We start from the raw sequence: 25,204 nt of genomic DNA, 5'->3' as shown, positions 1-25,204 counted from the left end.
ACGTCTTCGAGGGGGCTTACGGCCCGTGCTCACCCACCCCCCCGCGGGGCACGGGCCGGAAGCGGCCTTGGGGGGGCGGAGGATCAGGCCTCCTGCTGGGGCGACTCCTTGAGCAGCTTCCACTTCTTGGCGAGGGTGGAGAGCGAGCCGAACTGCATCGTGCTGGGGCTGACGTACTGTCCGTCAGGGTCGGTGGTGACGAACGCGACGCGGCCCATGGCCAAGGTCTCGAGGTCGCCCTGGATTGCGACGAAGCAGTTGGCCGGGATGTTGGCCGGGGCCTCGTCGGGGCCGGTGTGGGCTGCGGCCCACACATCCATGTCGTACAGGCTGCCGACCTTGCGCAGAGTGGTGGTGTTCTTGCCGATCGCGGCGCGGATCGCGGCCTGCGCGGTCGCATCGTCGTGGACCTGGTGGTCCTGGTGGGTCAGGGTGCCGTCGACGTCGAGGACCACGACCGTCAAGGTGCGGGGCTGGATGGTGGTGCTCATGGGAAACCTCCAAGGAGTTGGCGAGCTGGTGGGGCTTGCGTGCAGCGCCTTGCTGCTGGACACCACGCTACGGCGCTGGCGCCCTGGTGTCGCTCACCCACGCACCCCATGCCAGGCGGCACAGGAGTGCTGGCCCCGGGCCGCCGGACTGGGCGGTCCGGGGCCGACGGCTCAGGACAGCACGGTCAGGGGGAAGAAGGCGGAGGCGCCGCCGTCGGTGAAGGTGCCGGTGATTTCGTCCTCGCCGAGCGTCATGGGATATTCCTCGCCGCTCAGGAGCCGGGCACTGGTGACCTCGGAGGACCACGCGTTCTGGCCGATCTTGGTCATCGGCATGCCGTCGCGGTCGAGGACCTGCGTGCCGACCGGCAGCGCGGCCAGCTCTTCGTGGGTGCTGATGGTGGTGCTCATGGGAAACCTTCAAGGAATCGGCGGGCTGGTGAGGCCCGCGTGCAGCGCCTTGCTGCTGGACACCACGCTACGGCGCACGGCTCTGGCTCACCCGCCCCCGGCACTCCATGCGGGGCAGCTCGGAGGCCACCGCTAGGGCGTTCTCCGGCGGTGACCTGCGGGAGTGCTTCCGGCCCGTGCCCACCCCCGTGGGGCGCGGGCCGGAAGCTGATCAGTGGGCCGCGAGCGCCTCTCGCACATGGGCGAGGTCGTAGACGCTCCTGCCCAGCGCACGGACCTGCTCGACGGTGGGCGCCTTGAACGCACCGTGCTCGTCGTTGGCGACAAACACGAGCCGGCCGAACAGGGGAACCGGGTTGCCGGTGCTCTGGCACAGCAGCGCGCTGCCGAGCGGGTTGGCAGGCTCGTCCCACAGTGCGGCGTCGCGGTCGCCCCACACCTGCCAGCCGTTCACGGTGCCGTGCAGGGCAGGGTGGAAGGTCGCGGGGCCGAGCGCGTCGCGGATCCCCTCGGTCGGCACGTTGCCGTCGGTGACGATCACGGTCTGGGAACTCAGGGTGCCGTCGATGTCGAGGACCATGACCGGCAGGAGGGTGGTGGTCTGGGGCTGGATGGTGGTGCTCATGGGAAACCTCCGGGGGGGGTGGCGGGCTGGTGAGGCCCGCGTGCAGCGCCTTGCTGCTGAGAAGAACGCTACGGGTCCCAACCGACAACCAGGGCCCCACAGGCACCCCATGCCGGGCGGCTCAGAGGCCACCGCCGGGGCGCTCCCGGTCCATGCCCATCCCCGCGGGGCACGGGCCGGGGCTGGTCAGGAGAACATCTCGATGATGTCGAGGCCGTCGTCCCAGTGCTGGGCGGCCGTGGTCATCGCAGTGACGAACTCGTCGACCGTGCCGAAGGGCTCGCCGCCGAACGACCCGATCCGCATCGGCTCGGCGTCGTCGAGGCCGAGCTCGTGCCACGGGTGGTCGTCCTCGCACGGGAAGGACGGCCAGTCCGCGACGGTGCCCAGGTGCGTAATGCCGAGCTGGGTGGGGATGAAGTGCTGCTCCTCGTCGAGGCAGGCCTGCAGCGCGACGCGGTGCTCGTCGGTGAGTTGGCCGCGCACCACGATGGAGCCCCACTGCTTGTAGTTGGCGGCGTCGCGGTACATGTACGGGATCGTGGTGAGCTCGTCTTCTCCGGGCTGCTCGGCCGCGGCCGTAGTACGCAGCTCCTCCGTGGCGAAGGGGTATCCCCTCCCCTCGAGGGCACTGGTCAGGGCCTCTACTGCGGCCCGATCGAAGCCCTCCGCGACGAGCGGGTCGGTGATGGTCTGGGCGTTGCTGCTATCTGCCATGGCGGATCCCCTCAGGACTAGGCGGGCGGCTGGTGAGACCGCCTCGGCGCTGTGCCGATGAACCCAACATAGGGCCTAATCACATCCGGATACCTGCTGCCAGAACCCCATGCTGGGCGGCTCGGGGTTGGTTCGTCTGGGACGCGCTCCCGGCTGAAAATAAATTTGCAATCTCAAAAGAAGATGGTCGAAAACTTGGAAATCTAAAAATGGATTCGCTAGACTGAAAGCACCAACTGAACAGGGGAGGAAGCGATGGACAAAGATCTACGCCGACTGATCAAGGGTCTGGAGGCAGCTGGCTACCAGACCCGGGTCACCAGCAAGGGTCACGTTCAGGTCCGACGAGACGGTCAGGTGATCGCGGTGTTCGCAGGGACACCATCCGACCACCGCTCATGGCTCAACTCGCTGGCCCGGCTCAAGCGGGACGGCTACCGGCCAACCCGCTGAGGAGCGCAAGGGGGTGGGAGGCAACCGAACTGCCTCCCACCCAGCTCCCATCATTCCACCCCGTCAGCGAAACACCGCACCACCAGCACAGCAAGGAAGGACCGCCAATGGACTTCAACGTCACCCTGGGCACCAGCCAGGAGATCACCGACGAGACCATCGACCACGCCATGGACGCCCTGGCCGCCGCCAGCGTCACCGTCCACAGCGTCGGCGACCACGCACCCGACCGCCTCGCCGTCACCATCACCGTCCCTGCCCGCGACCTCACCAGCGCGATCCGCATCGCGTTGGCGATGGCCGACGGTGCCGAACTCGGCACGATCACCTCGGTAGAGGCCATGACCACCGTCGAGTTCGACCAGGCCGCCGAGACCCCGCGTAGCAGCATCCCCGACCTCTACAGCCTCAGCCAGGCCTCCGCTGTGCTCGGCAAGTCCCGCCCGACGCTGCAGCGTCTGGTCGGTGCTGGTGACCTCGATGGGGTCCAGGTCGAGGGTGTCGGGTTTGTGGTCACCAAGGCCTCCGTCGACGAACTCGCTCGGACCGCCAGCAACTGACCCGCGCAGGGCCCGGTCACCAATCGGCAGCTGCGCGGCGTTGTAGGGCATCGCATCCTTTAGGAACAGGAGATCCCGAGATGTCGAAGCTGTCCGTCCGCCCCATCCCCGCCGCCGCCACCCTCTGGCGCTGCCTGGTTCGCGACTTCACCACCCCGAGCCACACCCTGGTTGCGACCTACCGATGAGTACCAGTAGTCATCACGTGCTCGAGATCCTCACACGAGACGAACTGCGCCGCGTCCAGAGACAGGCGCTGCGGCAATGGCCGTGTGAGCGCCGGTGGGGAACCCTGATCGTGACCTCCAACATCGACGGCGCAGTCCGCTACGCCGTTTCCACCAACCCCAGCGTCGAGCGGCGGTTGAAGTCGGCGGTCCAAGGGCCGTCGGGACGCCTGGTCCCGCGCAAGACGCTGCTGATGGTGGAAGCCTCGCTGGTCTTCCTCGTGTTCCTGTTCGGCTCCGCACGGTGGACAGCCTCACTGTTTGCCGTGCTGACCCTCTGCACAACGGTGGAGGCCATCCGCGCCGGATGGTTCCGCCCCATCACCTTCCACCACGTCCGCGCACAGGGAGAGCTCGAGCGGCTCCTCGCCCTTGAAGCCTCTGGGCAGGACCACGACCTGCTGGCTCGCATGATCGCCGCTGGCCGCGACTGGGAATCGCTCGAACAGCCGGGAGCGGCCGACCTCGTGCACAGCGCAGACCACACCGCAAAGCTCGCCAACACCGCCGGCCGCCCGGACTACGGCGAGCGCATCGCCGCCCTGGTCATCGACGCAACGACTCCGAACATGCTGGCCGCGGCACAGACCGCTCTCGACGACCTGTACCACGACCTGGAGCCCCTGGCCGAGGCCCGCCGAGAGGAAGCCAACCAGACATGCCGCGAGGCCAAATCCCAAGCTGCTGCCGAATATGAGCGTGCTGTGCTCAAGGCACACGATGCCCTGGCCGGACCCACCCGCATCGACGCTGACCTGGTCGCCGACCGACGTCCTACTATGAGAGGCAAGTGCTGATGTCCCCAACTCCACCGCAGGAACCCATCCGGTCGAACAAGCTGAGCACATGGCCGGACCGCACATTCATCTCCCCGGCCGGCACCGAGCGCACCTACGTGAGCCGACTCGCCACTGGTGACATCATCGCCTTCAACCACCGGATCCTGCGCGTCATCGACGTGGGCAAGCGCGACGACCAGATCTGGCACATTCGCCTGCGTCCCCTCGTCCAAGATCCGACCTGGTCCCACAACCCGCACGACATCGAGATCGGCGCCAGAACCGACCTCACCTGCCTCTGGCGATACCCCCAAGACCACCATCTGCCCGTCTGCAGCGACTGCGGAGGCCCCTGGCCCTGCCAGAAACTCCACATCGACCGCGACATCGCCCGCGACCAGCAACGTGAACGACGCTATGCCTTGCCTGGTATCTGCCCAGCCTGCCAAGAGCCGGTCACCACCCGCCAGACCCGCCAGACCTGGCCCGTGAACCTCTACGCCCTCGACCCTGCCCAACCCGTCACCTTCCATCTCCGACAGCAGTGCATCGACGAAGCCCGCCGCTACGACCTGGCGATGCGCAAGGCAGGGCATCCATCCCAACTCGGCTACCCCAACCCACCCCAGCCCTGACCCATCGACCCGAGAAGACAACCACCAGCGCTCCCGGCACGTAGACCGGGAGCGCTCGCGTGGCGGTGAGGTCTGAACCGCCACGCATGGGGTGCCTGGCGGGTGGTGGCCTGGGTGCCGGCGACCTAGCGTGAGGGGTGTCGCCAAGGTTTGGCGGCTGCGGGCCTCACCAGCCCGCCGATTCTCCAAAGGGGAGCACTCATGTCTGATCTGGCAACCACCGTGACCTGTATCGACGCCTGCGGAATGGCAGCTGTGACGCCGCTGCTGGTGTCGGACCCGGGCGTCGGGAAGTCGTCACTGGTGCGTGGTCTGGCCGCTGCTCAGAACGTGCCGTGCGAGGTAGTGCTGGGCTCGATCAGGGAGCCCGCCGATTTCGGTGGTCTGCCGGTGGTGAGGGATGACGGTGTGCACATGGAGGCCCCGGCGTGGGCCAAGCGGCTGATCACGGCCGGGTGCGGCTACGTGCTGCTGGACGAGCTGACCACCGTGCCCGAGACGACTCAGGCCGCGATGCTGGGCACCGCGCTCGACAAGACCGTGGGCGATGCGGTGCTGCCGCCCGAGGTGCGGGTCGTCGCGGCCGCGAACCCGCCGGATCGCTCGTCGGGCGGCTCCGAGCTGACCCCGCCCATGGCCAACCGCCTGTGCCACCTCGACTTCACCCCGACCACGGAGGACTGGATCGAGGGCATGACCATCGGCTGGTCTGCGCCGCCCGCCTCGCGGGCCATTGCCGCCGACCGGGAGCGCCAGCGGATGATCGTGGCTCAGGTGACCGGCTACGTCGGGGCGAACCCGAACCACCGTTACGTGTACCCGCGCACGGCCGCTCAGGCGGGCATGGCATGGCCGTCCAACCGTTCCTGGACGATGCTCGCGGCCGTGCTGGCGCATGTGCGCGACGACGACGCGGCGGCGCGTCAGGCGCTCACGTTCGGGCTGGTCGGTGAGGGCGTCGGGGTGGAGTTCCTGACGTGGGTCGAGCGGATGGACCTGCCCGATCCGCTCGCCGTGATCGAGGACCCGTCCATCGTGGACTGGTCGGTGCGTCCGGATCGCGTCATGGCGATCCTGCTGGGTGTGGTCGGTTGGGCGGCGTCGGCCGGGACGGTCGCGGCGTGGCAGTCGGCGTGGGGGCCGCTGCTGGCCTGCTGCGAGGCCGGGTCGCCTGACGTGGCGGCGGCGGCTGCCCGCACGCACGGCAAGAAGCGCCCGGCGTCGGCCAAGGTGCCCGCGAAGGTGCGCAACGCGTTCGCGCCGGTGCTGGCTGCTGCTGGGATCGCGGCATGAGCGCCCCGGTGCGCCCGCTGAGCACCGACGAGGCGGCGGCGTTCCGTCTGGTAAGGCTGCTCGCGGCCGAGTCGAGCCCCTATTTCATGGCGGCGCTGTTCGCCACCGTCCCGGTCGCCGCCCCCGGTCTGGGTACGTTCGCGGTGGATGCCTCGTGGCGGCTCTACATGGACCCCGACCTGCTGGTGGGGGAGGGCGCGTGGGCTCAGGCAGACGCCGCCGGGGTGCTGGTCCATGAGGTCGGCCACCTGATCCGCGACCATGCCGGGCGCGCCGGGCAGCTGCCCCAGCCCATGAGCCATGGCGCGTGGAACTACGCCGCCGACGCGGAAATCAATGACGACCTGCTCGCGGCAGGAATCGCGCTCCCGGCCGGGGTGGTCACCCCGGCGGCGCTGGGCTGCGAGCCGGGTGGGCTGGCCGAGGACTACTACCAGACCACCAGCGCGGCGGGCTGGCCCGAGCCGTCGGCAGGGGAGGGCTGCGGCTCCGGTGCGGGCACGTGGGCCTCGCCGGTCGAGCTGCCCGCTGATGTGGACGTGGACGGCCGTGGCCCTCTGTCGGACGCCGACGGTGACATGGTGCGCCGCCACGTCGCCGTGGCCGTGCGGGAAGCCGCTGAGGGGGGCAAGGGCCGGGGCACCGTCCCGGCCGGTCTGGCCCGCTGGGCCTCCGGGGTGCTCGCCCCGCCGCAGATCAGCTGGCGACAGGTGCTGCGCGGCGCGGTCCGCCACGCCGTGGCCCTCGCCGCTGGGCAGACCCTCCACACCTACGCCCGTCCCTCGCGGCGGCGGGTGCCAGGCGTGATCCTCCCGGCCATGCGCGGCCCCAAGGTCCGCGTCGGAATCGTCGTGGACACCTCCGGGTCCATGGGGCAGGCCGACCTCGACGCGGCCATGGCCGAAGTGTCCGGGGTGCTGCGCGCCAGCGGCGTGGACCGCGCCCGGGTGCTGCTCTACTCCTGCGACGCGGCCACCAGCACGGCCACCCGCGTGTCCAACCTCGCCGGCATCGAACTGGTCGGCGGTGGCGGCACCGACATGCGCGTGGGTATCACCGCCGCTGAGGCCGACCGCCCCCACGTCGTGATCGTCCTCACCGACGGCGACACCCCGTGGCCTGAGGCCCCGACCCGCGCCCGGCTGGTCTGCGCCGTGATTCGCCACGGCGAGCCGACCGGCACCCCCGACTGGGCCACCACCGTCCACATCACCCCCGGACGGTAGCCATGCCGGACACGCTCACCGCCTACACGGCCCGAATCCTCGCCGGAACCGGGATCGACCCCGCCCACGCCACCAGCGTGGCGCGGGGCACCCACCCGGCCCCAAGCCACCTCGCCGCCGCCCTGCGCGACGGCTACGCCGCCCCCAACCGGGCACCCCAGCCCCGACCCCGCCCCACCATCCAGACAGGAGACGACCAGTGAGCGCCGAAGCCTTCGACCTTGGGCTGCGACTGCGCGCCGCCCACACCGGCACCGTCGCCCCCCGCCTGCACCACTCGACCATCCCCGCCGCACCCCGCACCCTCGCCGTGCGCGCCACCGCCACCACCAACACCGTCGCCGTCACTTGCTGCGCTCCCGGCGGTGCGCCGCGCACGGCGATGGGTGCGGCTGCGCTCGACCTGCTCGGCTGCATGGGCGTCACGATCGACGCCGACAGCCCCGTGCAGGTGCTCACTGACACCCCGGCCACTGCGCACGCGCTGGCCCGGCTCGCCGCGTCCGCTCCCCGACAGGGGGACCGTGCTGCCGTCGCCGCCCATCTCGCCTGGACCCTCGACCGGGCCGACTTTCCCGACGCCCGCGCCGGGTACGTCCTGGCCGACGCCTGCCGTACCCGCTGGGTGACCGGCGCGGCCCCTAGCACCGAGGCCAGTGCCACGACGTGGCGGGCGTGGCTGGGGATCGGTGACGACCTCGCCGCCCTGCACGATGCACATGCCTTGCTGGTCGCCGGGGTGCCGCTGCCGCTGCTGGGAAACCTTGCCGAGTCCGCCACCTACGCATGGATCGCCGCCCAGAACCGCCACAGCGCCGGGTACGACTGGCGCGTCACCGACACCCCCGCCCGCGCCGCGCTCGCCTTGTTCGACCGCTGCTCGGCCGCCGAACTGTGGGAGGCGGCACTGATGGACGATCCCGTGTGGCGCATGCGCGCCGTCCACACCGGCCACGTCGCTCACGGCATCCTCACCCCGACGCCCCGCAAGACCAAGAACACCCGTAGGCGAGCCGTGCTCGACTGTGACCGGCTCGACGTGCGCCTGTCCGCCCAGACCGTGTGCACCGGCTGGCACGGTGGCCCTGAGGCCGACACCAGCCGCTTGGGCTGCACCATCGAATCGGCCACCGTGCAGGCCGGGCGGCTCCACCTCGACCTGTCCTTCCCCCGCGAGGCGACCCTGACCCCCGGCCCCTTCACCATCCGCGAAGCCGCCCCCAACCAGCGCGGCACCTTCACCCGCCGCCGCAACTACGCCCAGCTCTACGCGGCCCGCCGCTCCTGGCTGAGTACCGGAATGCCCCCCACCACCATCCGCCGCGACGTGCCCCTCGACGTGCTCGTTGCCGCCGCCGACCCCGAACAGGACTGACCATGCTCCACATGCCCACCGCCACCCCCGGCGTCCCCGACCGCGACGACGACCAGCCCACCCCGCCGCCGGTGCCCGCCACCGCGCCCATCGCCCCCACATGGGCCGGGCACGAAATCCTTGACGATCCGATCACCGCCGGAGTGCTCCTGTCGGTCTGGTCCGGTGACCCCGCCGTGGTCGTGCCCGCGCCGCCCGGCTCCGGGAAGTCGCGTCTGGTCGTCCTGCTCGCCGCCACCCTCGCGCACCGCGCCGGGCTGCGCGTCGGCATAGCTGCCCAGACCCGCGCGCAAGCCGTCGAACTCGCCACCCGGTTCAACAGCCTCAACTACCCGGCCCGCCTGCGCTGGGGACGCAACACCCCCTACCCGGACCTTGGCTCTGGCCCGGTCGGCATCATGGAAGGCCGCACCGGATTCACCGGCTCCGGTGGCGGCGTGTCCATCGCCACCACCGCCCGCTGGCTCCTGTCGGACCCCCAGCACGACTACTGCGACGTGCTGATGGTGGACGAGGCATGGCAGGCCACCTACGCCGACCTTGGCGCACTCGGCGCGCTCGCCACCCAGCTCGTCGCCGTCGGCGACCCCGGCCAAATCGACCCCGTCGTCACCGGCCCCACCAACCGCTGGGCCGACCAGCCCACCGGCCCCCACCTGCCCAGCCCCACCGCCCTGACCGCCGCCCACGGCACCGCCCTGTCCACCGTCGCCCTGCGCCACACCTACCGACTCGGACCTGACACCACCGCACTGATCCAGCCCGTCTTCTACCCCGACCTGCCCTTCACCAGCCGCCGCCCTCCTGAGCACCTCACCCTCGACGGCAACGCGCTGCCCGAACTCGCCCACACCCCCGTCGCCGCCACCAACGGCCCCACTGACCCCGCACTCGCCCACGCCTGCGCCAGCCTCACCCGCGACCTGCTGCGCGCCAACTACACCACCCCCACCGGCACCCGCCCCCTCACCGGGAACGACCTCGCCGTGGTCACCCCCCACGTCTCACAAGCAGCCACCATCCGCGCCCTGCTGCCCGACCACCCCGACATCCTCATCGGCACCGCCAACAGCCTCCAAGGCCTCGAACGCGCCGCCGTCGTCGCCCTCCACCCGCTGGCCGGATACCGCGACCCCACCACCTTCGGCACCGACCTTGGCCGCGCCTGCGTCATGCTCTCGCGACACCGCGCCCACCTCACCGTCGTCACCGACACCGCCACCCCCGGCATCCTCAACACCGCCACCACCACCGAGGCACAACTCCACGCAAGCCTGCTCGACATCATCACCACCACCCCCACCCGCTGACACCCGCCGGGAGCACCCCGACACCCAGGGCGCCACCGGCGTGGCACCCCATGCGGGGCGGCTCAGTGAGCTGCGAGAATCCCAGCCAGTCAGAGGAAAGGAATCGGTCTATGACTATGGACTGGCAGTGGTGGGCAGCTCGACCTTGGGGAGATTGGGGAACCTGGGCGGGCGCTATCGGAACGGTGCTGGCCGTTGTGGTCGCACTTTGGCAGCTACGCAGGGATCGCCTTGTGCGGGAAGCTGAGGAGAGAAAGCGCCGTCATCGGGAAAAGGTTGAAAAGGATGAGCAAGCACGTAAAGAGGAACAGGCCCAGGCGGAGCTCATCACGGCCTGGATTGCGAAGGTGCACTTCTGGGACACCGAGAATGACCCTGCCGATCTTCAGCAGGGAATCGTGATCCACAACAGCTCGCAGCAAGCGATCTTCAACGTGACGGTTACCACCTTCTGCAGGGACAACCGCGGGCAGAGCTTCGAGAGTGCGAAAAAGGAGCTGGTCTACATCCGATCGGTCCCGCCAGGTGTCTGGTACACCGAAGCCGTCCCTGGCTTCACGAGTGGGAGCCGTGACGTTGTCCTCCCCGTCTCCTTCACGGATCGCCGTGGAAAGATGTGGAAGCGACAGACGGATGGGAAGCTGGAGAGCATTGATGAATCTGAATTTCCCAAGGAGGGGTCGAAGATCCCGGTTTCTGGAATGCGTAGCATTGGTTCGCGTGACGAGCTCGTGTGAATGGGTTGCGCAGCCTAGTGTCGTCGACAAATAATAAGGAATGTTATTGTCGAACCAGTTGGAAGGATCCTCATGGCGAAGCGTGTTCAGGTGATTCTGGAAGACGACCTCGACGGTTCGGTGGCCTCAGAAACGGTGGCCTTTGCGATCGACGGCGTCACCTACGAGATCGACCTGTCGGACGTACACGTGGAGCAGCTGCGCAGCGAGCTGCAGCCGTGGATCGCTGCGGGTCGCCGAGTCGGAGGCCGTCGCAACACGAAGAAGGTCAAGGCGGGCGGCGACAACGGTGTGATCCGAACATGGGCCCTCGAGAAAGGCCTGCCGGTCAGCCCCCGCGGCCGCATCTCCCGAGAGATCCGCGACGCCTACCAGGCCGCCCACTGACACCACCAACACCAGGCACCCGCGACGACCACTTCGCCGCGGGTGCCTGCGTTCTGGTCGACGAACATGCCGCCGAACCCAACGAACTGCTCGATCAGCCCCTGCAGACGGCCATCGCAGACCAGGCCAGCGTGCTGGTCCTCATCGACTCCGATCGGGCCTTAGATACCACTTGGCTGCCCACTGGCTACCTTCGGCACTTCGACCTCGAGCGCGACGGAGGGCCCTGGATGGAGGACTACCTGCGCACCATCACCTGGGAACGGCCCGGGGTGCGAGTGACCGACAAGGTCGAGCAGCACCACCGCAACGCCCTGGCTTGGGGCAGGCGCCGCGACGGCCACGTCGCGGGCACCTATGGGCGCGACCGCTTCGGCAACTTGGTGCTGAAGTACCCTTTCGACGAGATCGACCGATCACACCTGAACGGCCTGGCTGTCTGGTGGCCCACCCGCTATCCCGGCAGCAACCTCGCGCCCGAGACCCACATCGTCGCCGACGACGACCAGGGCGACTGCCCGGTGTTCGTCGTGCGACACGGCGAGATCGTGGGACTTCTGCCACGCGAGAGCGAAATCCGACAGTGGAACTCGGCTATGTCGGCGGAGGCCCTGCCGACTTGGCGACCGACATCTCCATCTTCACGGAGCGCCTGGGCCACCCGATCGACCGTTGGGCCATCGGTCAACAGGTCAGCCACAAGCGCTTCCGCGGCCGTGACCTGGACATCGACCTCGACACCATCCCCGCACCCAGACCCCAGGCGTAGGCCAGCCCAGCAGTCCCCACACCCCGAACACGTCAGGAGCTGTCGTGAACGCAAGGAGCAGTCGGTGGTGGATGGCACCACAGACCCAGACGACCTGTTCCGCGAACGGATCAAGTCGCGCGCGCTGTCTGCCGGCCCACCCAGGTCGGTGACGTTCTACCCAGCAAGACGTTTACGGCGAGCCCCCACAACCGTCCTGACGGCGTCACTATCGCTGGAGACCACGTCGCCGTTCTAAAGAGCGCCAGCCTGCTCGGAAAGCTGGACACGGCGCGTACCGCCACGGGCCTGTCCGCGTTCACTTGGTCAGACGCGAAGGAGCCCAAGGCGTGGCGCAAGCGCCTCGCGTTGAGCCTGCAGCACCCGACACATGCGTAGTTGCTGCGCCGAGCGAGGCAGTTGAAACTCGCCACGTGGCGGCACGAGGTCGACCGGGCCTTGGTGAACGAGGCGATCTGGCGTGCCGATGGGTAGGTGCGCGACACATCACGCTCCGACCTGCTGGCTCTGGTGCAGATCTCCCGGTCGACGTTCTACAACATGATCGACGCCAAGCCCACCCACTTCGGCGTCCAAGAGCAGGAGCTCCCCTTCGAGGAGACCGACGACGACGTGATTGAGGAGCCCGCCGTCGCCGAGCAGCTCCAGCGCGACTCCAGTTCCGCCCTCGTCGAGGGTCCCGTGACCGAGGGAACCCTGGGCGATGCGCTCCCGGATGCTCTGGGACCGCAGGCGGTCGAGACGGTACACGACCAGGCTGCTGCGGAGTAGATGCGTCGTCTGTCTGTTCTCGTCGCGGAAGAGCACGCGCCGCGGCTTATCGAGTGATGTGTCCGAGGTGGAATTCCAGGGGTTCGTGTGGGTGGGTGGTCACCGCTTGCGCGGTTCGTGGCGTTGTAGAGGGTCAGGTGTTCGCAAGGCCTGTGGGGACGCGTCCCGCTGCATCGTCGCTCTAGCGTGGGAGCCACTCGCGGGCCTCACCATCCCGCCGTACGACGAGGAGATGCTGATGACCGTCCAGACCCGCTCTGATGCCGTCCACGGGAAGCGCTCGACCTACGTGGCCGGCTGCCCGTGTGTGCCGTGCCGTGAGGCAAACCGGGTGGCGCAGGCTGACTGGTCACGGCGTCGCCTGTACGGGGTGGAATCGTCGCTGGTCGACGCGGCACCGGTGCGCGAGCACGTGCGCCAGCTGATGGCCCAGGGCATGGGGTGGAAGACGATCACTAAGGCTGCGGGTGTGAGCACCTCGACGATGACCAACCTGCTGTACGGCCGCAACCGGTTGCTGCGCGATGGCCGTCGCGAGCCACCGACCCAGCGGATGCGCCGCGAAGTCGCGGAACGGGTAATGGCCGTCGAGCTGGTCCTGGCCGATGGTGCGCTGGTGGATGCGACCGGGACGGTGCGCCGGTTGCAGGCGCTGGTAGCGGCTGGCACCACCCAGGCCGAACTCGCGAATCGACTGGGCATGCTCGAGAGCAACTTCGGCCGGTTGATCCACGGTGCCGATGCCCAGGTCACGGTGAGGACTAGGACGATGGTCGCGACCCTCTACGAACAGATGTGGAACCCGACCCACCCGAATCCCAAGGCCGTCGCACACGCTCGCTGTCAGGGTTGGGCGCCGCCTATGGCGTGGGACGACGAGACGATCGACGACCCGAAGGTGGCACCGCAGGGGGTGGGCTCGTCTGGTGCCCGGCGGGTCCTCGACGAGGTCGCCTGGCGCCGGGCGCTGGGCGAGCCCCTCGAGGCGATCGCCCGCGACCTGGGCATGCGCATTGAGAGCCTGGAACGCAACATCGCACGTCACCAGGCCCGTACTGCCGCCTGACTTGGTACCCCCTAGCCCCTGATCGTGAAAGGACTTTGCTGATGCTCATTCCCAACGGTTGCCGTGCGTTCCTGACCCATGAGCAGATGCTCGCCGAGCTGGCCGTGGAGGACACCACCTCCCGGATCTGGGTTCCCCACGACGACGTGGAACGGTTGCTCGCCGCAGCTGAGGCCTGTGACCAGCTCGCGACCCACGAGGCAACGTGGGCAGCGCTGCAAGCTCGCGCCCTAGCGCGGCTGCGCAACCCTGAGCTGAGGGTCCTCGACATCGAGGCTCCCCACGATCCCGAACAGCTGCGTGATGCAGCCGAGGCGTACCTTGCCGCGGCCTGCTTCGACGGATACCTGCTGCACCGACCTGTCCACGTCAATCCGGAACGTGAGCCGTCCTTCCGTTTGGAACTGGCCCACCGGCCCGTTCTGCAGTCCTCCGAACGCACCGGACAGGTATGCGTCGAGCAGCAGACCTCAGTGATCTCGTCCGCTGCGCGCGACGACTGGCGCGTCGAGCAGCACCTACGGCACATGCGCTCTGCAGTCTTCACCTGGGTGCCCGACACGGAACTGAGCGAACAGATGATCAATCACGGCTACGTGCCGGCCACCGGCGAGATGGTGCTGTTCCTTGCCGAGCTGAACGCGCGCCGTGAGCAGATCGCCGTCGACGGCCGTGGCCAGCGCTACCGGATCGGTGCCCGCCGGGTCGTCTCCGACACCGCTCCTAACGCTCTGGACGGACTCCCGCGCAAAGCCGGGGGCGTGGCGCGCACCTCCAACGGGAACCTGCGCCGGGTCGAGATCCCCGTCGACCCGATCTCCTGCTACGTCGACCTCGCCAGCCCACTGGCGCCGTCCCGCAGGGTGGGCTCGGTGAACGACGGCGTCCACTGGAAGTGGGCCAGCGTCCACGAGTTCCACGACGACCCCTACGACCAGGACGCTGCCGCCAAGATCGTGCTGCCCGACACGCATCGACGGATGCTCAACACCCTGGCCTCCACCCGAGGCCTGAACTTGGTCTGCGACGTTGTGGAGGGCAAGTCGGCGGGCTCGGTCATCCTCTGCAAAGGCGAGCCCGGAATAGGGAAGACCCTGACCGCGGAGATCTACGCCGAAATCATCGGTCGCCCGTTGCTCAAAGTGCTCTCCCGTGACCTGGGAACCACCGCCGCCAGTGTTGACGACGCCCTCGGCCGTCTCCTTGAGTTCGCGAACCGCCTCGACCTGGTTCTCCTGCTCGACGAGTGCGACGTCTACCTGCGTGCCCGCGGCAACGACCTGGACCAGAACGCCGTCGTGTCCGAGTTCCTACGCCGCCTCGAATACTTCGACGGGCTGCTGTTCCTGACCACGAACCGGCCCTACGACATCGACGACGCTGTCATGCAGCGCGCCGCAGCGATCATCGACTACCAGCGACCCGACCGCGACGGACTACGCCAAGTGTGGGAACTGATGTCAGCCACCCAGCACGCCGACCTGAGCCCGCAGACCATCACCGCAGTCCTCGACGCCCTGCCCGACATCACTCCCCGTGACATCAAGCACGCCGTCGCCGGCGCCATCCGCCAGACCCACCTCACTCAGACCCCCATCACCCTCACCACCATCCTCGACGTCGCGGCCTGGCGCGGACTGACACCCGCCCCCAACTTTCACCAGTCCCCGAACCACTGACCCCCGCCACCGGACATACGAACGCTCCAGCCCGACGAAAGGAACCTCCCATGGCCCGACAGGTGATGGTCGACCTCGACGAACTCGACCACCTCATCCGCACCGCCACCCATGGCCGGATCGGACTCACCGCAGCCCTGGCCCAACTCATCACCGCCACCAGCGCCACACCCGTCCACGCTGCCGCCGGCGAGGACCCGTTGGAGTTCGTCGCCCGGGTGCTGCTACAGCGTCTGGACCCTGATACACCACACCGCCCCGTAGTCATGTCCGCCGAAACCGACTACGCCACCGGGCAGGTCGAACAGGACCTCACCGGCGCTCTGCTGCTGGCCTGCCAGGCGCTCCCACTCGACACTGACCCCGGCCGGCGGGCCGACCTGCGTACCCGCCGCCAGCGTGGCCACTACCTGCTCCGTTATGCCGACGCGAACCATCCAACCGGCCAGGGGTCGGCCCCTCGTGGGCGCAGCGAGTGAACCCACCCCGGGGGCACTCAGCTCGTCACAAGCGCCGGTCCAAACCAAGTCGCTATGACGTGAGGGGGCTAGAGGTACGGACCCGAGACGACCGACGGCTAAGGCCGCGTGCTTAACGTGGCGACGACCCCGCGCTCCCGGCTGGTGTTGTGCCAGCCGTGGAGCACGGGCTATGCTCACCCGGTCTCGAATATTAGTTCGATTGTGTCGTGTGGGTGGTCCTGCAGAGTATCCGCGCCGCAATCGACCCAGGTGGCCGCCTGACGGGGTGGTCGCTGTTCGGGGCGTCAGGATGCCTGGCGGTGCCGGCCTCGACCCCCGGCACTGTCAGGCATCATCCGTCCCCCTGCACGAACGCCACGCTCGCTCGAAGAAGTGGCGATGTCTGGCGGGTGGGGGACCGGTAGCGTGCACGACACGATGACCCGTAGTCCTGCTGAGCGTGAGCGGATCCGTGCCGAGCTGGCGGCTCGTGACGCGGAGATCACCGCTGCCTGGGTGGCAGGGGAGTCAGCGGAGAAGATCGCGCGCCGCTACCGGCTGAGCCATAACAGGATCTCGCAGATCGTCCACGGCCGCCCCGCACTGCGCGCCGCACGCGACCGGCAGCGCCACGCGCAGGAAGACCAAAAACGACGCCGCGCGCTCGCATGGTCCACCCAGCACCCCGGCACCCCAATAGGACAGGGAGCGGCGCTGCTCGGCCTCAGCGAGACCAAGCTGAAGCAGCTCTTGGCCGAGCGCGCCGACCTGCACAGCACCCCGCCCCCAGCACCCACGCCACGGTTCAGCGACGACCAGGTCCACCACGCCCTGACCGTATTCCTGGCCGAGGGCGGTCGCCGGCGCCGCGACTACGACCAGCTCTCCCACGCCCGGCAATGGCCGTCATCATCCACGATCATCACCCGACACGGGTCCTGGACTGCAGCCCTGGCCAGCGCCGGGTACCACACCACCCCCCAAACCAGACCACAGCCGCACCTTCACCGACGACGACCTGTGGCGATGGCTCGACGCTTTCGCGGCCGCAACACCACCCCCATGGACCGCCCGCAAACTCACCACCTGGCTAGCAGGACAACCCGGTGCCCCGAGTCAAGTCCTGATCCGCCGACGTCTGGGTCGCTGGGCCGAACTCAAGACCGAGCTCGCTCACCGTTGCACCCCACACCAGTGAGACGCACCACAGCCTGACACCAACCACGCCCACCACACCGCGCTCCCGGATACCAGGAGCTGGCGTGCAGGTACTGGATCGTCTTTCAGCTGAGCTTCAACAAGCCCGTCGAGTACTGTTGGAGACGAATCCAGAGGGTATAAAATGCCTAGTCAAGAAGTGTGTTCCCCGTGCATGCGGGGGTTGAGGGGTCAAGCCGCGCACCGGCAGCCTGTTCAAGACGTGTTCCCCGTGCATGCGGGGGTTGAGGCGCGCACAGCGCGACGGCGCGGCGGATGTCGTCGGTGTTCCCCGTGCATGCGGGGGTTGAGGCCACTGGTATGCCAAGGGTGGTGCGGTGCGCGGGTGTTCCCCGTACATGCGGGGGTTGAGGCACGCTCAAGGCGGTCACGCACGGCGCCACCGTGTGTTCCCCGTGCATGCGGGGGTTGAGGCATGCGTCCGGGATGGTAGGCCGTGGTGCTCCAGTGTTCCCCGTGCATGCGGGGGTTGAGGCTCCGGCATCGACAACCCAACGAGATCCTCGTCGTGTTCCCCGTGCATGCGGGGGTTGAGGCTGCTTCGGGCCGAGAACACCATCAGCGGCTGCGTGTTCCCCGTGCATGCGGGGGTTGAGGCCGCGTGGCCCGCTTCCGCGCCTTCGATGGCCGGTGTTCCCCGTGCATGCGGGGGTTGAGGCTTGCCAGAGCGGTTCTTCCGCATGTTCTCCGCGTGTTCCCCGTGCATGCGGGGGTTGAGGCTTGTATGCGGGCCGAAGCACGGACTGGCCGAGGTGTTCCCCGTGCATGCGGGGGTTGAGGCGGGTCCGGGTCGGAGCCGTACACCGACGCCGACGTGTTCCCCGTGCATGCGGGGGTTGAGGCTCGGCCCTGGAGACCGAGCTGAACCGCCGCCTGTGTTCCCCGTGCATGCGGGGGTAGAGGCGTCCTCTTCGCAGACACCGTGCTGCACGGCCCGTATTCCCTGTGCATGTGGGGGTAGAGGGCCGCACGCGGTGAGCACGCGTTTCGACCTCCAAGCGCTCCCCGTGCATGCGGGGGAGGGAGACGGCTTCGTGGCCCTGGCGGTTTTTGTCAGTGGGGTCTGTCAGTCTGTGGACATACCGGATTGGGAGGCCTTGGGCATGTCGATGGGGACTGTGGGGTTCGGGGAGTTCTTTGAGGCGGTGACGGGTCATCAGCCGTATGTGTGGCAGTCGCGTGCCGCGGCTGCGCTGGTGGCGGGCGTACCGGTGGGGACGATCGCGGCGCCGACGGGGATGGGCAAGACGTCGTTGGTGTTGGCGTGGGTGTGGGCCTTGGCCCGTGACCTGGACCGTCAAGCGATCGAGGGTGGGCCGCGGCGGGTGGCGTTGCGGTATGTGTCGGTGATCGACCGGCGCGTGGTGGTCGATGCGACCGCGGACCTGGCGCGGGGCTTGGCGGAGATGTTCACCACCGCCTTGGCCTCCCCGGCGGCGGTGCCCGAACCGGTCGTGGAAGTCGCGCGGGTGCTCAACCGTCTGGCCCCGGATGCTGCCGGCCCGCTGGAGGTACGGGTCCTTCGTGGCGGGATGGACAGCCGCCCGGAAGGACCGCGTCACCCGGCGGCCGCGACGGTGCTGGTCGGCACGATCGACCTGGTCGGGTCCCGGTTGTTGTGGCGCGGCTATGGCGTCAGCCGGGGCCGTCGCCCGATCGACGCCGCGATGGTCGGCGCTGACAGTCTGATCGTGTTGGACGAGGCCCATCTTGCGGCACAGTTCCACACCACCTTGGCCGTCCTGGACCGCCAAACCGCCGCGGAGCCGGGCCTGGCCGGGATCCCTGCCCGGCAGCTGGTCACGATGACCGCCACCCCCGAGGACCCGGCCGACGTGTTTGACTGGGCCGCGGAGATTGAACGAAACCCCGCCGTCGCCACCCGCCAGCACCACCGCCGCGCGATGACCGTCGAGCTGGCCTCGAGCACCGGCAAGGCCGAGACGGCGATGAAGGACTGGCTCAAGAAGACGGCCTTGGAACGGCAGTGCATCGTGTGCTTCTTCAACACCGCCACCGCCGCCCGTGACGCCGCGAAGATCCTCACCGCACGCAAAGACCTCGACGGCCGCGCCGTCCTGCTGCTGGTGGGCGGCATGCCGGACCTCGCCCGCACCCAAGCCATGGACGCCCTGGCGCCCTACCTGTCCGGTGCCAGCCCCCAGCAGCGCGCCACCGCGACCCCCGTGGTCATCTGCGCCACCCAAACCCTCGAGGTTGGCGCCGACCTCGACGCCGACATGCTCATCACACCCATCGCCTCCGTCGCGGCCCTCACCCAACGCCTGGGCCGCGTCAACCGCATCGGAGCCCGTCCCGACGGCCACATCCTCCTGTTCGCCGGAACCGACCCCGATCCCGTCTACTCCGACGCCCACACCATCGCAGCAGCACTGACCCGCCACCACCCCGCCACAGCCGGTGACCTGACCGACCAGCTCACCGCGCTCCCGACCACAGGCACGGGCGTCACGGCGGTGCTGCCGCGTCACGTCTTCGACGCGTACCTGGCCACGGCCGGGTCCCCCAACGAACCAGACGTCGGCCGATGGCTGCGCACCCCGCAGGACGAACGCACCCAACTGCAGGTCGTCTTCCGCGAATCGGTACGCGACCTGACCGACGACCAGACCCTGTGCGACCACCTGCTGCGCTGGCCACCACGCCCCGAGGAGATCTGGACCATCGCCGGCAACGGCCAAGACCTCGTGTGGCCCTCGGCCACCAAGACACTACGAGCCGTGGTGATCGACACCGCCGACAGCCGCCCACCGAGAGTGCTCACCCACCGCCCCCACCCACGCCCCGGCGAGGTCTACGTCCTGGCCCCGGCCCCCGCCGAGAAGATGGGGATGCCCGGCTTCGAGCTTGTCAAGTTGTCTGTGTAAGTGACGGTCTTCGAATTTCGTATTACAGGTAGGGGTTGAAGCGTTCGGGGAAGACCATCGCGAGCTCGGCCAAGGCGGCCTTCCAGCCGGTCACGCTCTGGCCTTCGACGAGTTTGCCGGGGGCGGTGCGGGGTTGGCCTTTGGGTCGGCCGGCTTCCTTGGCGCGTTCCCGGGCGCGTTTGTCCTCGATGTTCATGATGGCCAGCCACAGCAGTTTCACCGCGGCGGTGTCGTTGGGGAAGTGTCCGCGGTTCTTGATGATCTTGCGCAGTTGGTAGTTCAGCGACTCGATCGCGTTGGTGGTGTAGATCACCTTCCGCGTGGCCGGCCCGAAGTCCAGGAACGGTATGAACCGGTCCCACGCCGTCTCCCACGCCTTCACGGTCGCCGGGTACTTCCTGCCCCAGGTGGAGTCCGCGAAAGCCGTCCAGGCCATCAACGCCGCGTCAGGGTCGGGGGCGGTGTAGATCGGGCGCAGCGCGGCGGCGACCTGTTTGCGGTCGGTGTAGGCCACGAACCGCATCGAGGAGCGGATCAGGTGCACCACACAGGTCTGGATCGTGGCGTGCGGCCAGGTCGCCGTGATCGCTTCCGGCAGGCCGGTCAGGCCGTCGCAGCACACGATGAGGACATCGGCCACGCCACGGTTGGCCAGGTTCGCACACACCCCGGCCCAGAACTTCGCGCCCTCGGCGGCCTGGACCCAGATGCCCAGCACGTGCTTGATCCCGTCGATGTCGACACCGACCGCGATGTGGGCCGAGCGGTTGACCACGTGCGCGCCGTCACGGACCTTGATGACCAGCGCGTCGAGGTAGACCACCGGGTAGAACGCCTTCAACGGGCGGGCCTGCCAGGCGGTGACCTCCTCGGCGACGGCCTCGGTGACCTTGCTGATCGTCTCGTGGGACAACTCCGTCCCCAACGTCGCCGCGAGGTGGTGCTGGATGTCGCGGATCGTCATCCCGCCCGCATACAGGCTGATGATCATGTCTTCCAACCCGCCCAGACGGCGTTGGCCCTTGGGCACCAACACCGACGCGAAACTCGCGTTACGGTCCCTGGGCTGGTCCAGCGTGATCTCGCCGACCTCGGTAGCGATGGTCTTCTCGCTGGTCCCGTTGCGGGAGTTGCCAGACCCTCGTCCGGCCGGGTCGTGCTTGTCATAGCCCAGATGCTCGCTCAGCTCGACCTGCATACCCCGCTCGAGGACCGCCTTGACCATCTCCGGCAAGAACCCACCCTCACCAGTCAACGCGACACCCCGCTCGGTCGTCGCGGCCATCAACTGATCCAACATCTGATCGTCGAACAACTCACGCCGCAACTGCCGAGCCTCCGACTCAGGCCCCTCGCTCTGCTTGGTCATGGTCACAGTCAATCTCCTTCAGATCGGGAGACCACCACTTACACAAACCATCTGACACGCCCTGTCTCAGAGCGCCCCTCCCCGCACGGCTGAGAGCAATGATCAGAACCTGTGGATGGTCCTCGGCCCGGTGACGTGAAAGGACGCACCTTCCCGAGGAAGATCTGGAATCCATAGCTCACTGATCAGGACCGGCGTTAGCGCGTCGGTTCGGGAAGGCGCGTCCATGTTCAAGGGGCTCTTCACAATCCAGGGTGTAGATCCGGTCTGAATCCGCCTGCTTCGAGCAGTGATCTGGCGATGTAGTGGGTGAGGTTGCGGAAGCCCAGGGCGGTGCCGCGGAGGTGTTCGAGGCGGCCGTTGATGGCTTCCGTGGGGCCGTTGCTGGAGCCTGGGTGGTCGAAGAACGCCAGGATGTCATCACGGCGCTTGGCCAGTGTCCTGCCGAGCTTGGCTACCTCGATCAGGCTGCTGGGGACTGCGGAGCCGAGAGCGTCGATGAGCCGTGCCATCGCCGTCTTGCCTTGGGCGCGGCTGGTGGTTCGGTAGGCGGCGATCATGGCTTGGTAGACACCCCAGGTGGCTTCGACTTCGATGTGCTGGTCATCGGCGAACAGGGCGTCGAGTCGGGTCTGCTGCTTGTCAGTGAGCAGGTTGGCGCCAGTGTGGAGCGTTCTCCTGGCCTGGTAGAGCGGGTGGTGTTTGCGGCCTCGGCTGCCGTGCAGTGAGATCTGGACGCGACGTCGGCAGGTGTCGAGGGCGTCGCCCGCCAGCCGAATCACGTGGAACGGATCCATTACCGTCACCGCCGTGGGGACCTCTTCCGTGGCGGCGGTCTTGAAGCCGGTGAAACCGTCCATCGCCACGATCTTCACTCCGTCTCGCCAGGTCTGGGGTTGTTCCGCGAGCCAGGTCTTGAAGGCCTGCTTGGATCGGCCCTCGACCATCGCCAACAGTCTCGACGGCCCGGTCCCGGTGCTGACCGGGGTCAGGTCGATGACCACGGTGACGTACTTGTCCCCGCGTCGGGTATGACGCCAGTTGGGTCGGCCTGGGGCGCGGTGTCGGGATTGCTCCCGGTCCGTTTCCCCAGGCCGCCCGCCGAACCGGACGTGCGATTCTCACCGCATCCGGCTCTCCATGAGAGAGGGCTGGTTCAGCTGGTGGTGACAGCTGGCCGGTCCCAGGGGGTAGGAATGTGGTAGCCGCGGTAGCGGTACCTGGTCACCGGGACGCTGGCGGCGCCGGTGAACCTCTTCCCGTTGTGAGCGAGGCGCCAGGTTCCGGGCAGGCAGTACCTGCGGCGGAGTTCCGGCCATCCGAGTCGGCGGTGCTTCTTGCGTAGCCATGCCGTGATCCGCTCCCACGTGTAGGAGTCGATCGCGGCGAAGGTCGCTTTGGCCACCGCATACCGGAAGTAGTTCGCCCATCCCCGCAGCACCCGCCCGAGATAGTCCATGAGGTATCCCGGGTCCTGGTGCAGGGTGTTCCTGTAGGTCATGGTCTTCACCCGCTGTCTGATCGAGGCGATCGCCTTCTTCGCGGGCAGGGTGTAGACGTACCACTTGTTGCTGCCTCGTCTCCGCATCCGTCGGATGTGGAAACCGAGGAAGTCGAACCCGTGGTCGATGTGGACCACGCGGGTCTTCTCCGGAGACAGACGCAACCCCATCGGGGCCAGCACGTCTGCCACCTCGTGACGCAACTGCTCGGCGTGTTCCTGCTGACCCTTCACGACGATGACGAAGTCATCGGCGTAACGGATCAGCCGATAAGACGCTTTGCCGTGGTCACGGCGCCAGGCCCGCTTTCCGGCCGTGCCCATCTCATGGTCCCAGCGGCGAGCGAACTCGTCATCGAGGACTGATAGGGCAATGTTGGCCAGCAGCGGGGACAAGATCCCGCCCTGTGGGGTGCCGGTGATCGTCCCCTCGGTCGTGCCCACCGTGGTGAGCACTCCCGCTTTCAGGAACGCCTTGACCAGCGCGAGCACCCGCTTGTCACCGATCCTGCACCGGAGCCGGTCCATCAAGGCGGTGTGGTCGATCATGTCGAAACACGCCTCAATGTCGGCCTCCAGCACCCACTCATACGATTTGCTCGCGAAGTGGTGGATCTCGGCGACCGCGTCCTGCGCGCGCCGGTTAGGTCTGAACCCATAAGAGCACGACTTGAAGTCGGCCTCGAAAATGGGTTCCAGCACCAGCTTCAAAGCAGCCTGCACCACCCGGTCGGTCACGGTCGGGATGCCCAACTTGCGCAGCTTTCCGCTGGCCTTGGGGATCATCACCTGCCGCACCGGCACCGGCCTGAACTCTCCAGCCCTCAACTGGGCCCGAAGGTCACGCAGGAACTCCTCCACCCCGACCCCGGAACTGATCCGTGCCACGGTGACACGGTCCACCCCGGGAGTCTTGGATCCCTTGTTCCCGGCGACGCGTTCCCACGCCATCGTCAAGAACGCCGGATCACACACAAGGTTCCACAGGTCATCGAACCGGCGACCACGATCGGTGACCGCCCAACCATGCAGCTTGGTCTGCATCCTCCGTACCGCCAGATAGGACCGAGCATCGCTGGGCCACCCGGCGGCGCCGACATTCACCGGCGCGTCTTCGGACATTACATTCACCTTCCTCTGCTTTCTCTCACTGCCGCCCTTCCCCATGTGACCGGCTTTCCCGGCCTCGGAGTACTACGACGGCTCCGCCCCACCCGCACCCTTCGGCTGGCAACGCACCTATCCCCAGACATGGGGAGCGCGATGCGGATGGTTCCCACGTTCGCTGTTGTTCGGTCGACAGGCGAGGTGTCCGGCTTTACCCCTGCGGCATCGTCGTGGCTACGCCGTAGACCTTCACCACGACCTGCCGGACCCGACACATACCACCGTTCCGACAGTTCCCCACCCGCCACGACCGTCAACGACGGCCCCGACAAGCGGTTACGCACCGCTAACCAGCCCAGATCCACCGGGTTAGAGCTGGGCGACGATCAAGAGGCTTTACGACACCGGTTCCTCTCGTACACCTTCCCGTCTTGCTCACCAGACACGGCCCATCCGGTAGTACTGGACCGTCCTGACTTTGTCACGGCTGCTCCCACCCACCCCAGGCGTTCCCCCAGGACAGGCTGCCGTCAGCTTCACTTGGCCGCTACGACGGCCAACCAATGCAGGTCTCCCACCTCCATCCGATACAACAGCGCCTCGTGGCGCACCACGTGCTCATCAACACCGACGACCGTCACCTTGTCGAGTCGGCCGGGCTTGTCGATGAGGAGTCGTTGGCCTTCAGCCAGGACAGCATCATTGGCGGTGTTCCACGCGACTCCCAGTGCGGCCGCGATGCGGGTCATGGACAGGTGGTTGACCACCAGCGCTTCCAGCGCCCACCGCAACGCGCCGTTCGACAAGCAGGAGCGCGGCTGCGCCGCGCCGGTGATGTTCTGGCGCCACACGTGGCCGCATTCGGTGCAGTGGTAGCGGCGCAGGCGAACGTGGAGGGTGGTGGGGCGCCACCCGAACGGGACATGCGCAAGTTCACGGACGACGCTGTCACGTGGTGTTCCGTGGCAGCCGCAACGATGACACCAGTCATCCGGCTGGACCGGCCGGCAGGCTAGCACCGCCTTGGCAGGGGTGACGTGTTGCCCGGTCACGGCCAGGCCGAGGTCGTCGATGCGGCAGAACGTGGTCACGTCAGGCGCGGTGAAGGTAGCGTGGTCCATGTCGAGGTCTTCTGGATGGCGAGCGTGA

General features: G+C 68.0%; 24 protein-coding genes, 2 pseudogenes and 1 CRISPR repeat array. Of the genes and pseudogenes, 17 read left to right on the top strand and 9 right to left on the bottom strand.

Annotated elements, in window-relative coordinates:
* Window positions 1–83: 83 nt before the first annotated feature.
* From ACHFFZ_RS03210 to ACHFFZ_RS03195, 4 genes are all read right to left on the bottom strand, one after another.
* Window positions 84–491, bottom strand: coding sequence for a hypothetical protein (locus ACHFFZ_RS03210; RefSeq protein WP_394275218.1), 408 nt, complete (start codon window positions 489–491; stop codon window positions 84–86).
* A 171-nt stretch (window positions 492–662) separates the two neighbouring features.
* Window positions 663–902, bottom strand: a complete 240-nt coding sequence (locus ACHFFZ_RS03205; protein WP_394275217.1) for a hypothetical protein — start codon at window positions 900–902, stop codon at window positions 663–665.
* A gap of 211 nt (window positions 903–1,113) precedes the next feature.
* Window positions 1,114–1,527 (bottom strand): hypothetical protein, encoded by a 414-nt coding sequence (locus ACHFFZ_RS03200; RefSeq protein ID WP_394275216.1) that lies wholly within the window; start codon window positions 1,525–1,527, stop codon window positions 1,114–1,116.
* A gap of 186 nt (window positions 1,528–1,713) precedes the next feature.
* Window positions 1,714–2,244 carry a hypothetical protein gene (locus ACHFFZ_RS03195; protein WP_394275215.1) on the bottom strand — a complete coding sequence of 177 codons (531 nt, stop codon included), beginning with the start codon at window positions 2,242–2,244 and terminating at the stop codon, window positions 1,714–1,716.
* A 255-nt stretch (window positions 2,245–2,499) separates the two neighbouring features.
* Between ACHFFZ_RS03195 and ACHFFZ_RS03190 the strand changes: the two genes are divergently transcribed.
* The 16 genes from ACHFFZ_RS03190 to ACHFFZ_RS03115 all read left to right on the top strand — a co-directional run bounded on the left by ACHFFZ_RS03190 (window position 2,500) and on the right by ACHFFZ_RS03115 (window position 15,990).
* The gene (locus tag ACHFFZ_RS03190; protein ID WP_394275214.1) at window positions 2,500–2,697 is read left to right on the top strand and encodes a hypothetical protein; all 198 of its coding nucleotides are present in this window, start codon (window positions 2,500–2,502) and stop codon (window positions 2,695–2,697) included.
* A 107-nt stretch (window positions 2,698–2,804) separates the two neighbouring features.
* On the top strand, window positions 2,805–3,257 hold the full coding sequence (locus ACHFFZ_RS03185; protein ID WP_394275213.1) for a helix-turn-helix domain-containing protein: 453 nt from the start codon (window positions 2,805–2,807) through the stop codon (window positions 3,255–3,257).
* Between the two features lie 184 nt (window positions 3,258–3,441).
* The gene (locus ACHFFZ_RS03180; RefSeq protein WP_394275212.1) at window positions 3,442–4,281 is read left to right on the top strand and encodes a hypothetical protein; all 840 of its coding nucleotides are present in this window, start codon (window positions 3,442–3,444) and stop codon (window positions 4,279–4,281) included.
* The gene (locus tag ACHFFZ_RS03175; protein ID WP_394275211.1) at window positions 4,281–4,898 is read left to right on the top strand and encodes a hypothetical protein; all 618 of its coding nucleotides are present in this window, start codon (window positions 4,281–4,283) and stop codon (window positions 4,896–4,898) included. The genes ACHFFZ_RS03180 and ACHFFZ_RS03175 overlap by 1 nt, the downstream gene beginning before the upstream one ends.
* Before the next feature lie 201 nt (window positions 4,899–5,099).
* A complete protein-coding gene (locus ACHFFZ_RS03170) occupies window positions 5,100–6,191 on the top strand; it encodes a hypothetical protein (protein ID WP_394275210.1) in 1,092 nt (363 codons plus the stop codon).
* On the top strand, window positions 6,188–7,417 hold the full coding sequence (locus ACHFFZ_RS03165) for a VWA-like domain-containing protein (RefSeq protein ID WP_394275209.1): 1,230 nt from the start codon (window positions 6,188–6,190) through the stop codon (window positions 7,415–7,417). The genes ACHFFZ_RS03170 and ACHFFZ_RS03165 overlap by 4 nt, the downstream gene beginning before the upstream one ends.
* A gap of 2 nt (window positions 7,418–7,419) precedes the next feature.
* Window positions 7,420–7,620: a hypothetical protein gene (locus tag ACHFFZ_RS03160; RefSeq protein ID WP_394275208.1), complete on the top strand. Its 201-nt coding sequence runs from the start codon at window positions 7,420–7,422 to the stop codon at window positions 7,618–7,620.
* Entirely contained in the window at window positions 7,617–8,792 is a 1,176-nt protein-coding gene (locus tag ACHFFZ_RS03155) for a hypothetical protein (RefSeq protein ID WP_394275207.1), read from the top strand. Before ACHFFZ_RS03160 ends, ACHFFZ_RS03155 begins: the two co-directional genes overlap by 4 nt.
* 2 nt (window positions 8,793–8,794) lie before the next feature.
* The gene (locus ACHFFZ_RS03150; protein WP_394275206.1) at window positions 8,795–10,102 is read left to right on the top strand and encodes an AAA family ATPase; all 1,308 of its coding nucleotides are present in this window, start codon (window positions 8,795–8,797) and stop codon (window positions 10,100–10,102) included.
* A 110-nt stretch (window positions 10,103–10,212) separates the two neighbouring features.
* Window positions 10,213–10,839 carry a hypothetical protein gene (locus ACHFFZ_RS03145; protein WP_394275205.1) on the top strand — a complete coding sequence of 209 codons (627 nt, stop codon included), beginning with the start codon at window positions 10,213–10,215 and terminating at the stop codon, window positions 10,837–10,839.
* Window positions 10,840–10,911: 72 nt separating this feature from the next.
* Window positions 10,912–11,226, top strand: a complete 315-nt coding sequence (locus ACHFFZ_RS03140) for an Lsr2 family protein (RefSeq protein ID WP_394275204.1) — start codon at window positions 10,912–10,914, stop codon at window positions 11,224–11,226.
* Between the two features lie 230 nt (window positions 11,227–11,456).
* Window positions 11,457–12,233: a hypothetical protein gene (locus ACHFFZ_RS03135; RefSeq protein WP_394275203.1), complete on the top strand. Its 777-nt coding sequence runs from the start codon at window positions 11,457–11,459 to the stop codon at window positions 12,231–12,233.
* 236 nt (window positions 12,234–12,469) lie between these two features.
* Complete coding sequence (locus ACHFFZ_RS03130) at window positions 12,470–12,766, top strand: hypothetical protein (protein WP_394275202.1); 297 nt, start codon at window positions 12,470–12,472, stop codon at window positions 12,764–12,766.
* Between the two features lie 238 nt (window positions 12,767–13,004).
* Entirely contained in the window at window positions 13,005–13,832 is an 828-nt protein-coding gene (locus ACHFFZ_RS03125; RefSeq protein WP_394275201.1) for a hypothetical protein, read from the top strand.
* A gap of 41 nt (window positions 13,833–13,873) precedes the next feature.
* The gene (locus ACHFFZ_RS03120) at window positions 13,874–15,511 is read left to right on the top strand and encodes an AAA family ATPase (RefSeq protein WP_394275200.1); all 1,638 of its coding nucleotides are present in this window, start codon (window positions 13,874–13,876) and stop codon (window positions 15,509–15,511) included.
* Between the two features lie 50 nt (window positions 15,512–15,561).
* Window positions 15,562–15,990, top strand: coding sequence for a hypothetical protein (locus ACHFFZ_RS03115; protein ID WP_394275199.1), 429 nt, complete (start codon window positions 15,562–15,564; stop codon window positions 15,988–15,990).
* A 510-nt stretch (window positions 15,991–16,500) separates the two neighbouring features.
* On the opposite strand, the gene ACHFFZ_RS03110 is transcribed toward ACHFFZ_RS03115, so the two are convergent.
* Complete coding sequence (locus tag ACHFFZ_RS03110; protein ID WP_394275198.1) at window positions 16,501–16,863, bottom strand: hypothetical protein; 363 nt, start codon at window positions 16,861–16,863, stop codon at window positions 16,501–16,503.
* 468 nt (window positions 16,864–17,331) lie between these two features.
* Window positions 17,332–18,155: a CRISPR direct-repeat array (repeat unit 29 nt; unit sequence GTGTTCCCCGTGCATGCGGGGGTTGAGGC).
* A gap of 138 nt (window positions 18,156–18,293) precedes the next feature.
* Between ACHFFZ_RS03110 and cas3u the strand changes: the two genes are divergently transcribed.
* Window positions 18,294–20,078 carry a type I-U CRISPR-associated helicase/endonuclease Cas3 gene (cas3u, locus tag ACHFFZ_RS03105; RefSeq protein ID WP_394275197.1) on the top strand — a complete coding sequence of 595 codons (1,785 nt, stop codon included), beginning with the start codon at window positions 18,294–18,296 and terminating at the stop codon, window positions 20,076–20,078.
* A 22-nt stretch (window positions 20,079–20,100) separates the two neighbouring features.
* Here cas3u and ACHFFZ_RS03100 read toward each other — a convergent pair whose 3' ends face one another.
* The 4 genes and pseudogenes from ACHFFZ_RS03100 to ACHFFZ_RS03085 all read right to left on the bottom strand — a co-directional run.
* Window positions 20,101–21,447 (bottom strand): IS256 family transposase, encoded by a 1,347-nt coding sequence (locus ACHFFZ_RS03100; protein ID WP_394275221.1) that lies wholly within the window; start codon window positions 21,445–21,447, stop codon window positions 20,101–20,103.
* 242 nt (window positions 21,448–21,689) lie between these two features.
* Window positions 21,690–22,487, bottom strand: a pseudogene (locus ACHFFZ_RS03095) (ISL3 family transposase); the annotation flags it as partial.
* A 116-nt stretch (window positions 22,488–22,603) separates the two neighbouring features.
* Complete coding sequence (gene ltrA / locus ACHFFZ_RS03090) at window positions 22,604–24,115, bottom strand: group II intron reverse transcriptase/maturase (protein WP_394275196.1); 1,512 nt, start codon at window positions 24,113–24,115, stop codon at window positions 22,604–22,606.
* A 542-nt stretch (window positions 24,116–24,657) separates the two neighbouring features.
* A pseudogene (locus ACHFFZ_RS03085) lies at window positions 24,658–25,176 on the bottom strand (ISL3 family transposase); the annotation flags it as partial.
* Window positions 25,177–25,204: the final 28 nt, after the last annotated feature.

Origin of the sequence: Luteococcus sp. (assembly GCF_043424415.1) — a bacterium.
Taxonomy (GTDB): domain Bacteria; phylum Actinomycetota; class Actinomycetes; order Propionibacteriales; family Propionibacteriaceae; genus Luteococcus.
The sequence above is the reverse complement of the archived record's forward strand: the minus strand, read 5'-3'. Positions and strand labels throughout refer to the sequence as shown.